This is a genomic window from Streptomyces sp. NPDC048196 (assembly GCF_040652715.1).
Taxonomy (GTDB): Bacteria; Actinomycetota; Actinomycetes; order Streptomycetales; family Streptomycetaceae; genus Streptomyces; species Streptomyces siderophoricus.
Window position 1 is genome coordinate 39781 of sequence record NZ_JBEZMM010000051.1, and the last position, 13707, is coordinate 53487.

The 13707-nt window shown below is 73.9% G+C and carries 14 protein-coding genes and 1 riboswitch; of the genes, 12 read left to right on the forward strand and 2 right to left on the reverse strand.

Annotation, left to right across the window (positions count from 1 at the left end; genetic code table 11):
• The first annotated feature begins 7 nt into the window (after positions 1–7).
• On the forward strand, positions 8–496 hold the full coding sequence (locus tag AB0E02_RS32570) for a thioesterase family protein (protein WP_362146144.1): 489 nt from the start codon (positions 8–10) through the stop codon (positions 494–496).
• A gap of 268 nt (positions 497–764) precedes the next feature.
• Here AB0E02_RS32570 and AB0E02_RS32575 read toward each other — a convergent pair whose 3' ends face one another.
• A complete protein-coding gene (locus AB0E02_RS32575; RefSeq protein ID WP_362146147.1) occupies positions 765–2006 on the reverse strand; it encodes an MFS transporter in 1242 nt (413 codons plus the stop codon).
• A gap of 70 nt (positions 2007–2076) precedes the next feature.
• Here AB0E02_RS32575 and AB0E02_RS32580 point away from each other — a divergent pair, with 70 nt between their 5' ends.
• Positions 2077–3333 (forward strand): ROK family transcriptional regulator, encoded by a 1257-nt coding sequence (locus AB0E02_RS32580; RefSeq protein ID WP_362146150.1) that lies wholly within the window; start codon positions 2077–2079, stop codon positions 3331–3333.
• A gap of 290 nt (positions 3334–3623) precedes the next feature.
• Here AB0E02_RS32580 and AB0E02_RS32585 read toward each other — a convergent pair whose 3' ends face one another.
• Positions 3624–4406 (reverse strand): NAD(P)H-binding protein, encoded by a 783-nt coding sequence (locus AB0E02_RS32585; protein ID WP_362146153.1) that lies wholly within the window; start codon positions 4404–4406, stop codon positions 3624–3626.
• Positions 4407–4593: 187 nt separating this feature from the next.
• Positions 4594–4724: riboswitch (FMN riboswitch) on the forward strand.
• Positions 4725–4876: 152 nt separating this feature from the next.
• Between AB0E02_RS32585 and ribD the strand changes: the two genes are divergently transcribed.
• The 10 genes from ribD (at position 4877) to AB0E02_RS32635 (ending at position 13618) form a co-directional block, all read left to right on the forward strand.
• Positions 4877–6004, forward strand: a complete 1128-nt coding sequence (gene ribD / locus AB0E02_RS32590) for a bifunctional diaminohydroxyphosphoribosylaminopyrimidine deaminase/5-amino-6-(5-phosphoribosylamino)uracil reductase RibD (RefSeq protein ID WP_362146156.1) — start codon at positions 4877–4879, stop codon at positions 6002–6004.
• Between the two features lies 1 nt (position 6005).
• Positions 6006–6677 carry a riboflavin synthase gene (locus tag AB0E02_RS32595; RefSeq protein ID WP_362146159.1) on the forward strand — a complete coding sequence of 224 codons (672 nt, stop codon included), beginning with the start codon at positions 6006–6008 and terminating at the stop codon, positions 6675–6677.
• 137 nt (positions 6678–6814) lie between these two features.
• Positions 6815–7402, forward strand: coding sequence for a nicotinamide mononucleotide transporter family protein (locus tag AB0E02_RS32600; RefSeq protein WP_362146186.1), 588 nt, complete (start codon positions 6815–6817; stop codon positions 7400–7402).
• Positions 7399–8682, forward strand: coding sequence for a bifunctional 3,4-dihydroxy-2-butanone-4-phosphate synthase/GTP cyclohydrolase II (locus tag AB0E02_RS32605; protein WP_362146162.1), 1284 nt, complete (start codon positions 7399–7401; stop codon positions 8680–8682). The genes AB0E02_RS32600 and AB0E02_RS32605 overlap by 4 nt, the downstream gene beginning before the upstream one ends.
• Positions 8683–8739: 57 nt before the next feature.
• Positions 8740–9225: a 6,7-dimethyl-8-ribityllumazine synthase gene (gene ribH / locus AB0E02_RS32610; protein ID WP_030412066.1), complete on the forward strand. Its 486-nt coding sequence runs from the start codon at positions 8740–8742 to the stop codon at positions 9223–9225.
• A gap of 83 nt (positions 9226–9308) precedes the next feature.
• The gene (locus tag AB0E02_RS32615) at positions 9309–9581 is read left to right on the forward strand and encodes a phosphoribosyl-ATP diphosphatase (RefSeq protein ID WP_030412067.1); all 273 of its coding nucleotides are present in this window, start codon (positions 9309–9311) and stop codon (positions 9579–9581) included.
• 53 nt (positions 9582–9634) lie between these two features.
• Entirely contained in the window at positions 9635–10483 is an 849-nt protein-coding gene (gene hisG, locus AB0E02_RS32620) for an ATP phosphoribosyltransferase (protein ID WP_030412068.1), read from the forward strand.
• A 43-nt stretch (positions 10484–10526) separates the two neighbouring features.
• Positions 10527–10979, forward strand: coding sequence for a PH domain-containing protein (locus AB0E02_RS32625; protein ID WP_362146168.1), 453 nt, complete (start codon positions 10527–10529; stop codon positions 10977–10979).
• A 165-nt stretch (positions 10980–11144) separates the two neighbouring features.
• Positions 11145–12503, forward strand: a complete 1359-nt coding sequence (locus tag AB0E02_RS32630; RefSeq protein WP_362146171.1) for a hemolysin family protein — start codon at positions 11145–11147, stop codon at positions 12501–12503.
• Positions 12500–13618: a hemolysin family protein gene (locus tag AB0E02_RS32635; RefSeq protein WP_362146174.1), complete on the forward strand. Its 1119-nt coding sequence runs from the start codon at positions 12500–12502 to the stop codon at positions 13616–13618. Before AB0E02_RS32630 ends, AB0E02_RS32635 begins: the two co-directional genes overlap by 4 nt.
• The last annotated feature ends 89 nt before the right edge of the window (positions 13619–13707 follow it).

The window sequence follows — 13707 nt, forward strand, 5'->3', positions numbered from 1 at the left end:
CCCGTCCGTGACCGTCGAATCCCTTCCGGCCGCCGCCCTCCCGTACGGCCGGCTCGTCCCCGTCACCGTCCACTTCGACGACCTCGACGCCCTGGGCATGCTCCACAACTCCCGCTACCCGCTGCTGGTGGAACGCGCCTGGGCGGAGTACTGGCACGCCCAGGGCTTCGGCTTCGACGGCGACTGGGCCGCGGCCGGCGACATGTGCAACGTCATCAAGGAGATGCGGGTCTCCTACGAGCGCCCGGTCACCCGCCCCGGCTCCTACGCCGCCCACCTGTGGATCGAACGCCTCGGCCGCACCGGCCTCACCTACGGCTTCCGGCTCTGCTCGGCCGACGGCGGCGAGACCTACGCCCACGGCCACCGCGTCCTGGTCCGGGTCGACTCCGCCACGCTGCGGCCCACGCCGTGGTCCGACCGGGCCCGCGCGGTGGCCGGGGAGCTGATCCGCCCGGAGCGCGACGAGCCGGAGACGGCGGCGGACGCGGCCTGACCCGCCGGACCGGCAGCGGCCCGCCGCCCGGACCGGCCCGGTTCAGGACCGGCAGCGGCCCGGCAGCGGCCCGCCGCCGGACCGGCCCGGCACCTGACCGGCAGCGGTCCGGCACCAAACCGGCAGCGGCCCGGCAGCGGCCCGCCGCCGGACCGGCCCGGCACCTGACCGGCACCGGCCCGGCACCAAACCGGCAGCGGCCCGCCGCCGGGACCGGACCGGTTCAGGACCGGCAGCGGCCCGGCACCTGACCGGCAGTGGCCCGCGTTCAGGACCGTTCCCTATCGTCCGCCACCGCGGGCGCACCCCCCGAGGCCGTACGGGCCGGGACGGCCAGCACCCGGGCGCCCCCGACCAGACCGCAGGCCAGCGCCGTGACCAGCGCGAACGACACCGTCAGCGAACTGGCCTGGGCGATCCCGCCGATCGCGGACGGGGCGATCAGCCCGGACGTGTAGGTGATCGTGGCGACCCCCGCGATCGCCTGGCTCGGCGCCGGACCGCTGCGCCCGGCGGCCGCGAAGGCCAGCGGGACCACCACCGCGATGCCCAGGCCGATCAGCCCGAACCCGGCCATCGCCGGCACCGGATGGCGGGCCGCGACGATCAGCAGCCCGCCGGCCGCCGCCAGCACGCCCCCGGCCCGTACCGTGCGCACCGCGCCGAAGCGGGCCACCACCTTGTCGCCGGCCAGCCGCGCGGCCGCCATGGTGCAGGCGAAGGCGGTGGTCGAGGCGGCCGCCAGGCCGGCGTCCGTACCCAATCGGTCGCGCAGGTAGACCGCCGACCAGTCCAGCCCGGCGCCCTCCGCGAACACCGCGCAGAACCCGATCGCCCCGATGACCAGGGCCGACTTCGGCGGCAGCGCGAACCGCGGCGGCGGATGCTCCTCCGGGGCGCTGCGCAGGTCCAGCACGCCCCGGCAGGCGGCCGCGCCCAGCAGGGTCAACACCATTGCGGCACCCGCGAGATGGAGCCGGGCGTCCCAGCCGGCGTGCGCGGCCAGCGTGCCGGCCGCCGAGCCGAGCAGCGCGCCCGCGCTCCACATCCCGTGCAGCCCCGACATGATGGGCCGCCCGAGCCGGTCCTCGGTCTCCACGCCGAGGGCGTTCATCGCGACGTCCGCCGTGCCGGAGGCCGCGCCGTACACCAGCAGCGCCGGGCAGAGCGCGTACAGACCGGGGGAGAGGGCGGGCAGGACCAGCGAGAGGGTCCACAGCGCGAGCAGGGCGCGCAGTGCCGTCCGGGCGCCGAAGCGGTGGCTGATCCGGCCGGCCAGCGGCATGGCCAGCGACGCCCCGATCGCCGGGAAGGCGAGAGCCAGGCCGAGCTGGCCGGCGGAGATGCCCGTGTGGTCCTGGATCCAGGGGATGCGGGTGGCGAAGTTGCCGGTGACCGAGCCGTGGACGAGGAAGACCAGTGCGACGGACCGACGGGCGCGGCCCAGCCGGGCCTGGGGGAGCGGGGAGAGGCGGGAGAGGGAGCCGTCGGGGGTGCCGGTGCCAGCCATGGGCGGCAAATTATCAGGAACCCTGCCTGTTAATAAGGGCGTTGGCCCGCCCGGATGACAGAATCCCGCCATGCATCCCCCGCGCGCGGCAGCCGCCGGCCGTACCGCCTCCCCGGCCACCGCCCGGCTGATCAACGACCGGCTGGCCCTCCAACTCCTCCAATCCGACGGCCCGTTGACGGCAGGTCAGCTCAAGACGCTGACCGGACTGTCCCGGCCGACCGTGGCCGACCTCGTCGAACGCCTCCAGCAGGCCGGACTGATCGCCGTCGTCGGCGAGAGCGGCGCACAGCGGCGCGGACCCAACGCCCGGCTCTACGGAATCGTCGCCGACCGGGCCCACCTCGTCGGCCTCGACCTGCGCACCCACAGCGTCACGGTCGCGGTCGCCGACCTCCTGGGCCGGGTACGCGCCGAACGCACCGCCCCCGTCGGCGCGGACACCGGCCCCGACGCGGCCGTCGCCACCGCCCACGCCGTGGTCGACGAGGCGCTCGCCGCAGCCGGCGCCGACCGGCCGCACACCCTCGCGGTCGGCGCGCCAGGCCTGGTCGACCCCGCCACCGGCCGGCTCGGCGGCACCGACCGGCTCCCGTCCTGGCACGCCACCCTGGTCGGTGAACTGCGCACCCGGACGGCCGCACCGGTCCTGCTGGAGAACGAGGTCAACCTCGCCGCCCTCGCCGAACAGCGCGAGGGCGCGGCCCGCGACCACGAGACCTTCGTCCTGCTCTGGCTCGGCCACGGCACCGGCGCCGCGGTCGTCCTGGACGGCGCGCTGCGGCGCGGCGCCTCGGGCGGCACCGGCGAGATCGGCTTCCTCCCCGTCCCCGGCACCGGCGCACTGCCCTCCGCCACCGGCTGCGACGGCGGCTTCCACTCCCTCGCCGGCTCCGCGGCGCTCTGCGCCCTCGCGGCGGAACACGGCCTCGCCGCCCCGCCCGGCGAACCGGCCGGCCGCCGCGGCCCCACCGGCCCCACCGAGGCCCCGCCCGCCGAGGCCCTGGTCCGCGCCGCCGTCACCGCCGAGGAAGCCGGCGCCGACGCAGCCGCCACCGCCTTCCTCGACGCGCTGGCCGCCCGGGTCGCCCTGGGCGCGGCGGCCGTCTGCGCGGTGCTCGACCCCGGCTGCGTCGTCCTCGGCGGCGAGATCGGCCTGGCCGGCGGCGCCACGCTCGCCGACCGGGTCGCCGACCGGTTGGCCCGGCTCTCCCCGCTGCGCACCGACGTACGGGCCGGCGCGGTAGGCGGCCGGGCGGTACTGCGCGGCGCGGTCCTCGCCGCCCGGGACGCCGCGCAGGACGAGCTGTTCACCCCGGCGGGCTGAACCCGTTCCGGACGGGCCCGGGCCGCACCCGGTGCCGGACGGACCTGGGCCGCACTCGGTGCCGGCCGGACCTGGGCCGCACTCGGTGCCGGCCGGACCCGGGCTGACTGGCCTCCGCGCGGCCCGGCTCCGCTCCGCCCCGCGCGGCCCGGCTCCGCTCCGCCCCGCGCGTCCCGGCTCCGCTCCGCGCGTCCCGGCGCGGCCCGTCCCGGCGCGGCCCGACCCGGCCCGTCCCGGCTCCGCTCCGCCCGGCCCGTCCCGGCTCCGCTCCGCGCGGCCGCGCCCCGTGCTCAGTGCGCCGCCGCCCCGCCGCCCGCCCGTTCCGCCAGGAACTCCGCGTAGGTCCCCACCCCGACGGCGTTTTCCGGGGTGAGGTTCCCGCCCCGGCGCAGCGCCGCGCCCACCTTGCCCGGCACCCGCACCGGCATCAGCAGCCGGCGCCGCCCACCCGCGTCGAGCGTCGCCCGCACCAGCTCCCGCGCATCGAGCACCTCGGGCCCGCCCATGTCCGTGACCCGCCCCGCCGGCTCCTCGGCCGCCAACCCGGCCAGCCGCGCGGCCACTTCGCGGACCTCCACCGGCTGCATCCGCACCCCGGTCGGCACCGGCACCACCGGCGACCGGGCCCCCGCCTTGACCATCTGGAGCACCAGATCGTGGAACTGCGTCGTCCGCAGCACCGTCCAGCCGATGCCGGAGTCCTCGATCAGCCGCTCCACCGCGAGCTTGGTCCGGTAGTAGCCGAGCGGCACCCGGTCCACCCCGACGATCGAGATGTAGACCAGATGCGGCACCCCCGCCGCCGTCACCGCGTCGAGCAGCGGCCGGGCCGCCTCCAGGTCACCACCGGACGGCGTCGAGGCGCAGTGCACCACGGCGTCCACGTCCGCGAGCGCCACGTCCAGTCCGGTGCCCTCGCGCAGATCGACCGCGTACGACCGCAGCCGCGGCCGTTCGGTGCCGGTGTGCGGCCGCCGGCTCACCGAGCGGACCTCGTGTCCGTCGCCCAGCAGCCGCTCCACCAGCGGCCGGCCGAGCGTGCCGGTACCGCCGGTCACCAGAATTCTCGCCATCGTCGATCAGTCCTTGCGTGCGGGGGGACAGCAGCGTCCCCGGGTCGTACCGTCCCCTCATGACGGAACAGCCGCCCCCGTCCGTGACACCGCGGCGCGCCGGACGCTGTGAGACAGCCCACAGCGGTTCGCCCGCATGGGCGACTATCGGCCGTGGCAGACTGAAGCTGTACTGACATAAGAGCAGCAGCGCACTCCGGGGTCGGTGTAATTCCGAACCGGCGGTAACAGTCCGCGACCCGTCCGCAGCCAGCGGCCGGTTGAGCAGGTGGAATTCCTGCACCGACGGTGAAAGTCCGGATGGGAGGCAGTGCGCGGCGGGCGAGCTTCGGTACACCGCCGTCGGCGGCGCCTTTCGGTCTCATCCGGGAGGGCGCTTCCTTTTCCGGCGCGGTGCCCCCGTTGCGTCGTTCCGCTTCCTGTCGTCCAGACAGCCCCGGAGTCCGTGCCCGAAGAGGCAGGAGGACCCGGTGGCCACCGCAGCCCCCGTCGAGACCGCGGCGATGCGCCGAGCCATCGAGCTCGCCGCCCGCGGCCTCGGGCACACCAGCCCCAACCCCGTGGTCGGATGTGTCGTCCTGGACTCCCACGGCCGCACCGTCGGCGAGGGCTGGCACCAGCGCGCCGGCGGCCCGCACGCCGAGGTCCACGCCCTGCGCGCCGCGGGCGAACGCGCCCGGGGCGGCACCGCCCTGGTCACCCTCGAACCCTGCAACCACACCGGCCGCACCGGCCCCTGCGCCCGGGCGCTGATCGACGCCGGAATCGCCCGGGTCGTCTACGCGGTCTCCGATCCCACCCCGACCGCCACCGGCGGCGCCGTCACCCTGGCCGAGGCCGGCATCGAGGTCGAGGGCGGACTGCTCGCCGACGAGGCCGCGGCCGGCAACGAGGCCTGGCTGACCGCCGTCCTGCGCGGCCGTCCCTTCGTGCTGTGGAAGTACGCCGCGACCCTCGACGGCCGGATCGCCGCGGCCGACGGCACCAGCCGCTGGATCTCCTCGCCCGAATCGCGCGCCGACGTGCACCGCCTCCGGGCCGCCGCGGACGCGGTGATCGTCGGCTCCGGCACCGCCCGCGCCGACGACCCGCAGCTCGGCGCCCGGATCAGCGGGCTCACCGACGACGAGATCAGCCAGCCGCTGCGGGTCGTCGTCGACTCCGGCGCCACCGCCGTCAAGCCCGGCGCCCGCGTCCTGGACGGCACCGCACCCACCCTGATCGCGGTCGCCGAGGACGCCGACGCCGCCCACCTCGAAGGCCTCGCCCCGCTCGTCCGACTGCCGCGCGCCGCCGGCGGACCCGGCCTGGCCATCCCCGCCCTCCTCGCGGCCCTGTACGAGCGGGACGTCCGCTCCGTACTCCTGGAAGGCGGGCCCACTCTCGCCGGCGCCTTCCTCGCCGCCCGGGCCGTCGACAAGGTCGTCGGCTATCTCGCACCGGTGCTGCTCGGCGCCGGACCGGCCGCCGTCGGCGACGCCGGAATCACCACCCTCGCCCAGGCGTTGCGGCTCGACGTGACCGACACCCAACGGCTCGGCCCCGATCTGCGCATCACCGCCACGCCCCTTCGCCCCGCCCTCCCCGAGGAGAACTGAAGTGTTCACCGGAATCGTCGAAGAACTGGGAGAGGTCGTCGCCATCGAGGACCTCGGCGATGCTCCCCCAGTTGCCGCTGGGGGTGCCCCCACTCGCGCCGCTCGCTTTCGACTGCGCGGCCCTGTCGTCACCGAGGACGCCAAGCACGGCGACTCGATCGCGGTCAACGGCGTCTGTCTGACCGTCGTGGACACCGCGGACGGTGAATTCACCGCCGACGTGATGGCCGAGACGCTCAACCGCTCCAGCCTCGGCGCGCTGACCGCCGGCTCCCGGGTCAACCTGGAGCGCCCCATGGCCCTTGGCGGGCGGCTCGGCGGACACCTCGTCCAGGGCCACGTCGACGGCACCGGCACCATCGTCGGGCGCACCCCCGCCGAACACTGGGAGATCGTCAAGATCGCGCTGCCGGCCGCGCTCTCCCGCTACGTCGTGGAGAAGGGCTCCATCACCGTCGACGGCGTCAGCCTCACCGTCGTCGAGGCCGCCGACGACTACTTCACCATCAGCCTCATCCCGACCACCCTCGCGCTGACCACCCTCGGCATCAAGCAGGCCGGCGACCCGGTCAACCTTGAGGTCGACGTCCTGGCCAAGTACGTGGAGCGGCTGCTGGGCCGGGGCTCCGCGGACCTCAACGACATCGAAGAGATCAAGGAGATGGACCGGTGAGCGGCCTGGGGGCCCTCGGCGACATCGCCGGCCGCGGCCTGGTCAAGGGGGTGGTCGAGACGACCGTGGCGCCGGTGGGCCACTGGCTGTCCGGCGTGGCGTTCACGGCCTTCGGCCAGCACGTCATCTGGTCGGACATGATCGGCAACACCATCGGTCTGGTCGCCCTGGCGCTCGGCTGGCGGCGGTCCATATGGACCTGGCCGGCCCAGTTCCTCTCCGGCCTGATCCTCGTCGCCGCCTACGCCTCGGCCCACCTCAGCGGTGGCGTCGGCAAGCAACTCCTCGTCATCGGCGTGGCGTTGTGGGGCTGGCGGCAGTGGCAGCGCGGCCGCCGGCAGGCGCAGGACGGCTCCATCGCCGTACGCTTCGCCGGCTGGCGCGAGCGCGGCGTGCTGCTCGCCGGCACCGCCCTGGGCACCGCCGCCGTCGGCGGCCTGTTCACCCTCTTCCCGCAACTGTCCTGGAACCCCTGGCCGGACGCCTACATCTTCGTCGGCACGCTCGCCGCGATGGTCGCCCAGGCCCGCGGCCTGGTCGAGTTCTGGTTCGCCTGGCTGCTGGTCGACGTGGTCGGCGTCCCGCTCGCCTTCAGCAGCGGCCTCGCCTTCTCCGGCCTCGTCTACGTCGTCTACCTCGCCCTCGTCGTGTGGGGCATGCGCGACTGGTGGCTGCGCACGCGCGCCATCGCAGATCGCCCTGTCATGGAAGGAGCAGCGGCATGACCGCCCTCAAGAGCTGGTACGACGCGGACGACTCCCTCGTCCTGGACCCCGTCGAGCGAGCCATCGCCGACATCGCCGCCGGCCGCCCGGTCGTCGTCGTGGACGACGAGAACCGCGAGAACGAGGGCGACCTCGTCATCGCCGCCGAGAAGGCCACCCCCGAGGTCGTCGCCTTCATGATGAGCGAATGCCGCGGACTGATCTGCGCGCCCATGGAGGGCCCGGAGCTGGACCGGCTGGAACTCCCGCAGATGGTCGACCACAACACCGAGTCGATGCGGACCGCCTTCACCGTCTCCGTCGACGCCACCGCCGCGCACGGCGTCTCCACCGGCATCTCCGCCGCGGACCGCGCCACCACCCTGCGCCTGCTGGCCTCCGGCGACTCCACCCCCGGCGACTTCGTCCGGCCCGGCCATGTCTTCCCGCTGCGCGCCCGGCCCGGCGGCGTCCTGGTCCGCAACGGCCACACCGAGGCCGGCGTCGACCTCGCCCGGCTGGCCGGACTGCGCCCGGCCGCCGCGATCGTCGAGATCGCCGGCGAGGACGGCACGATGCTGCGACTGCCCGAGCTCGTCCCGTTCGCCCGCAAGCACGGTCTGTCGATCATCTCCATCGAGGACCTGATCGCCTACCGCCGCTCGTCCGAGCCGACCGTCCGCCGCGAGGCCGCCACCCGGCTGCCCACCGCGCACGGCGAGTTCACCGCGTACGGCTACCGCTCCACCGTCGACGGCGTCGAGCACATCGCGCTGGTCGCCGGCGATCTCGGGGACGGCGAGGACGTTCTGGTCCGGGTCCACTCCGAGTGCCTGACCGGCGACATCTTCCACTCCCTGCGCTGCGACTGCGGCCCCCAGCTGGAGGCGTCGCTGCAGCGGGTCAGCGACGCCGGCCGCGGCGTGGTGATCTACCTCCGCGGCCACGAGGGCCGCGGCATCGGGCTGATGTCCAAGCTGCGCGCCTACGAACTCCAGGAGCGCGGCCGGGACACCCTCGACGCCAACCTCGAACTCGGCCTGCCCGCCGACTCCCGCGACTACGCGGCCGGCGCGCAGATGCTGAAGGACCTCGGCGTGCGCTCGCTGCGCCTGATGACCAACAACCCCGACAAGACCGCCGCCCTGACCCGGCACGGCCTGCAGGTCACCGGCCGGGAGCCGATGCCGGTCCAGGCCGGCGAGCACAACCTGCGGTACCTGCGCACCAAGCGCGACCGCATGGGCCACGACCTGCCCTGGCTTGATTCCGATCACGCCGGCACCTGCCACAACCAGTAACCCCCCACCCCCGCAACCTCACCACCGACCGGCACCACCACCCCTACAAGGAGAACCGTGAGCGGCAAGGGCGCACCCGAACTGACCGTGAAGAACTGTGGCGACCTGCGAGTCGCCGTCATCGCCGCGCAGTGGCACGAAAGGGTGATGGACGGCCTGGTCGACGGCGCGCTGCGGGCGCTGACCGAGCTCGGCATCGACGAGCCCACCCTGCTGCGGGTGCCCGGCACCTTCGAGCTGCCGGTCGTCGCCAAGGTCCTGGCCGGCCGCGGCTACGACGCGGTGGTCGCGCTCGGCGTGGTCATCCGCGGCGGCACCCCGCACTTCGACTACGTCTGCCAGGGCGTCACCCAGGGCCTGACCCAGGTCTCGGTGGACACCGGCGTACCGGTCGGCTTCGGCGTGCTGACCTGCGACACCGAGGAGCAGGCGCTGGACCGTGCGGGCCTGGAGGGCTCGGCCGAGGACAAGGGCCACGAAGCGGTCACCGCCGCGGTCGCCACCGCCGCCACCCTGCGCACCGTGTCGGAGCCCTGGCGCTGAGGAGCCCGCCCGTCTCCCGCCACCACCCTTCGGCCGAGGCGCTGCGCGCCGCTGTGACATCACCGCGTAGGGTAGTCACCATCATGTCCAAGAAGACGTTCGAGGAGCTGTTCGCAGAGCTCCAGCAGAAGGCCGCCACCGGCGACCCCGCCACCTCCCGTACCGCCGAGCTGGTGCAGGCCGGTGTCCACACGATCGGCAAGAAGGTCGTCGAGGAGGCCGCCGAGGTCTGGATGGCCGCCGAGTACGAATCCCACGAGGCCGCCGCCGAGGAGATCTCCCAGCTCCTCTACCACCTGCAGGTCATGATGGTCGCCAAGGGCATCTCCCTCGACGACGTCTACGCCCACCTCTGAACCACCCCAGGCACCCAGCCCAACTCCCTTTAGCTGCAAAGGAAATCGCTCTCATGCTGCGCATCGCTGTCCCCAACAAGGGTTCACTGTCCGAGCCTGCGTCGGCGATGCTGCATGAGGCCGGCTACCGCCAGCGCAAGGACCGCAGGGAACTGGTCCTGGTCGACGCCGAGAACGAGGTCGAGTTCTTCTTCCTGCGCCCCCGCGACATCGCGGTGTACGTCGGTTCCGGCAAGCTCGACATCGGCATCACCGGCCGTGACCTGCTGCTGGACTCCGGTTCGCCGGCCGAGGAGATCCTCCAGCTCGGCTTCGCCGGCTCGACCTTCCGCTACGCCACCCGTCCCGGCACCGCCAAGGACGTCAGCGAGTTCGGCGGCATGACGGTCGCGACCTCCTTCGCCGGACTGGTCAAGCAGCACCTCGCCGAGAACGGCGTGGACGCCTCCGTGGTCCGTCTGGACGGCGCGGTGGAGACCGCCATCCAGCTCGGCGTGGCGGAGATCATCGCGGACGTGGTGGAGACCGGCACCACCCTGCGCAACGCCGGACTGGAGATCATCGGCGAGCCGATCCTGAAGTCCGAGGCCGTGGTCATCCGCGGCACCGGAGCCCCGGACGACGACCCGAAGGTGCGCCAGTTCCTCCGCCGCATGCAGGGCGTCCTGGTGGCCCGCCGGTACGTGATGATGGATTACGACATCCGGGTCGAGCACGTCGAGAAGGCCGTCGCCCTGACCCCCGGTCTGGAGTCGCCGACCGTCTCCCCGCTGCACCACGAGGGCTGGGTCGCGGTCCGCTCCATGGTCCCGTCCAAGGAGGCCCAGCGCATCATGGACGAGCTCTACGACCTCGGCGCCCGGGCGATCCTGACCACCGGCATCCACGCCTGCCGGCTCTGACCGGCCCGTACCGCCCCAGCCCCCCGACAAAAGGCTTCACGACGTGTCCGCGCCCCTGCCCAGCCTCCCGGTGACGTTCCGGCCGACCCGCACCCGGGTCGTGCTGTACACGGTCGGCATCGCCCAGCTCGCCGCCCTCACGGCGATCGCGCTGGCGCTGCCGAAACTGACCGGCGGCGAGCGGATCAGCTTCGTCGTCACCGGGCTGCTGGTGGGCGCCGTCCTCCTGCTGCTCGGCCGCCCCAAGGTGGTCGCGCGGCAGGAGGGCGTCACGGTCGTCAACCTCACCACCCGGCGCGAACTGGCCTGGGCCCAGATCGTCCGGGTCAACCTCCGGCAGGGTGACCCCTGGGTCCATCTCGACCTGGCCGACGGCACCAGCCTGCCCGCCATGGGCATCCAGCCCGGTATCGCCCGAAATCAGGCTATTCGGGACGCTCGTGCGCTGCGTGACCTCACCGAGAAGCACGGTGCGCTCGACCACACGGCCCGATGAGCCTGCCCTAACACGGGCCCCGCTGTTTACTCTGTTCTCCGGGACGCGCCCCGCGCCCCGCCCCTTCGGGGGCTCAACCCGACCCGAGGAGTGACTCCCTCCGGCAATGGACGGATCGTCCTGTAGTACCTGCGCCGCCCCTCCGCATACCAAGGGGGCGGCGGCATGACCGGCCCCCTGCTGCTGCTCGCGGCGGCCCTCGTCCTGATCCTCGCCAACGGATTCTTCGTCGCCGCCGAGTTCGGCCTCGTCACCGTCGAGAAGGCGGACGCCGAACGCGCCGCGGCCGACGGCGACCGCCGCGCCGGTACCGTCGTCTCCGCACTGCGCGAACTCTCCTTCCAGCTCTCCGGCACCCAACTGGGCATCACCATCACCTCCTTGGTGGTCGGCATGCTCGCCGAGCCCGCGCTGGCCGACGTCCTGTCCGGCCCGCTGCTCGCCACCGGGCTGCCCAAGGGCGCGGTCCCCGGCATCGCCGTCGTCCTCGGCATGCTGCTGGCCTCCGCCGTCCAGATGGTCATCGGTGAGCTGGTGCCCAAGAACTGGGCGGTCTCCAAGCCGCTGCACGTCGCCCGTGTCGTGGCCGGCCCGCAGCGGCACTTCTCCCGCTTCTTCCGCCCGGTGATCACCCTGCTGAACACCGTCGCCAACCGGCTCGTGCGCGCCCTGGGCGTGGAGCCGACCGACGAGCTGGCCTCCGCCCGCACCCCCGGCGAACTGGTCTCGCTGGCCCGGCACTCCGCCCGGGCCGGCGCCATCGAGCAGGACACCGCGGACCTCTTCGTCCGCACCCTCTCGCTGGCCGACCTGACCGCGGAGAACGTGATGACCCCGCGGGTCCGGGTCAGCGCCCTGCAGGCGTCCGCGACCGCGGAGGACGTGGTGAACCTCACCCGCGCCACCGGCCTGTCCCGCTTCCCCGTCTACCGCACCCGGCTCGACGAGGTCGTCGGCATGGTCCACCTCAAGGACGCGCTGGCCGTCCCGGCCGACGAGCGGCTGCGCACCCCGGCGGTCCGGATCGCGGTGCCGCCGCTGCTGGTGCCCGAGACGCTGCCGGTGCAGCCGCTGCTGGAGCGGCTGCGCAGCGAACAGCCGATAGCCGTGGTCGTCGACGAGTACGGCGGCACGGCCGGCGTGGTCACCCTTGAGGACATCATCGAGGAACTGGTCGGCGAGGTCCGCGACGAGCACGACCGGGTGGACCTGCCCGAACTCGGGCAGGCACCGCCCGAGGAAGGCCGCCCCGCCTGGGACGCCGACGGCGGCTGCCGGGTGGACACCCTGCGGCGGATCGGCCTGGACGCCCCCGAGGGCCCGTACGAAACGGTGGCGGGACTGGTGGCCCACATACTCGGCCGGATTCCCGCCCCCGGCGACACCGCCGAACTCGACGGCTGGCGGCTGCGGGTGCGGCTGGTCGCACACCACCGCGCCGAGCGGATAAGGATCGTCCGGACCGCGGCCGCCGCTCCGGTCACCCGTGAGCCCGTCGCGGCCGGTGCGGAGGTGGCCCGATGACCCTGGCCCAGCTGCTGTTCGCGGTGCTGCTCGTGCTCGCCAACGGCTTCTTCGTCGGCGCCGAGTTCGCCCTGGTCTCGGTCCGCCGCTCCCAGATCGAACCGCTGGCCAACGAGGGCTCCAAACAGGCCCGCCGGGTGCTGCACGGTCTGGAGAACCTCCCGCAGATGATGGCCGCCGCACAGTTCGGCATCACCGTCTGCTCCCTGACGCTCGGCGCGGTCGCCGAACCGACCGTCGCCCGCCTCCTGGAACCCCTGTTCGAGGCGGTCCGGATGCCCGCCGCCCTGATCCATCCGCTCGGCTACGTCATCGCCCTGGCCCTGGTGGTCTTCCTGCACCTGGTCATCGGCGAGATGGTCCCGAAGAACCTCGCGATGGCGGCGCCCGAGAAGACCGCCCTGTGGTTCAGCCCCGGCCTGGTGGCCTTCGCCCGGCTGTGCCGTCCGGTGACCGCCCTGCTCGGCGCCTGCGCCCACGGCGTGCTGCGGCTCTTCCGGGTCGAGCCGAAGGACGAGGTCGAGGCGGTCTTCACCAGCGAGCAGCTGACCCATCTGGTCGAGGACTCCGGCCAGGCCGGTCTGCTCGAACCGGCCGAGCAGGAGCGCCTCTCCGACGCCCTGGAGCTGGGCAGCCGCCCCGTCACGGACGTCCTGCTGGACCGGGCAGCGCTGATCACCGTCGAGCCGACGGTGACGCCCCGCCAGGTCGAGGAGCTGACCGTACGCACCGGCTACTCGCGCTTCCCGGTCTGCGCCCCCGGTGGCGCCTACATGGGCTATCTGCACGTCAAGGACGTCCTCGACCTGGAGGAACGGGACCGTGCGGTGCCCCAGCGGATCTGGCACGCGATGACCACGCTGCGCGCCGAGCTGCCCCTGGACGACGCCCTGACGGCGATGCGGCGGGCCGCCTCCCACCTGGCGGCGGTCGCCGACCCCAGCGGCCGGGTGCTCGGCCTGGTCGCCCTGGAGGACGTGCTGGAAATGCTGGTCGGCGAGGTCCGCGACCCGGCCCACCGCCGGGCCCCGGCCTCCCGCACCCCGGGCGACCGGCTCACGGAACCCCGCGAGGGGACGTCCCTGCCCGCGGAGGACCGGGCGATGGCGCGCTAGGTGTGCTGTCCCGGGACGTTGGTGACAGGCGACATGCCTTGAGCGGTCCTTGAAAGAGGCGAGGGCCTTCTGGTTTCGATGTGGATTGC

Excerpts from the sequence above, each read along its gene's own strand:
- AB0E02_RS32600 (WP_362146186.1), top strand. The coding sequence starts at position 6,815 with ATGATCGGCAACACCATCGGTCTGGTCGCCCTGGCGCTCGGCTGGCGG.
- AB0E02_RS32585 (WP_362146153.1), bottom strand. The coding sequence starts at position 4,406 with ATGGCGAGAATTCTGGTGACCGGCGGTACCGGCACGCTCGGCCGGCCG.
- AB0E02_RS32630 (WP_362146171.1), top strand. The coding sequence starts at position 11,145 with ATGACCGGCCCCCTGCTGCTGCTCGCGGCGGCCCTCGTCCTGATCCTC.
- AB0E02_RS32615 (WP_030412067.1), top strand. The coding sequence starts at position 9,309 with ATGTCCAAGAAGACGTTCGAGGAGCTGTTCGCAGAGCTCCAGCAGAAG.
- AB0E02_RS32575 (WP_362146147.1), bottom strand. The coding sequence starts at position 2,006 with ATGGCTGGCACCGGCACCCCCGACGGCTCCCTCTCCCGCCTCTCCCCG.
- AB0E02_RS32605 (WP_362146162.1), top strand. The coding sequence starts at position 7,399 with ATGACCGCCCTCAAGAGCTGGTACGACGCGGACGACTCCCTCGTCCTG.
- AB0E02_RS32635 (WP_362146174.1), top strand. The coding sequence starts at position 12,500 with ATGACCCTGGCCCAGCTGCTGTTCGCGGTGCTGCTCGTGCTCGCCAAC.
- AB0E02_RS32580 (WP_362146150.1), top strand. The coding sequence starts at position 2,077 with ATGCATCCCCCGCGCGCGGCAGCCGCCGGCCGTACCGCCTCCCCGGCC.
- hisG (WP_030412068.1), top strand. The coding sequence starts at position 9,635 with ATGCTGCGCATCGCTGTCCCCAACAAGGGTTCACTGTCCGAGCCTGCG.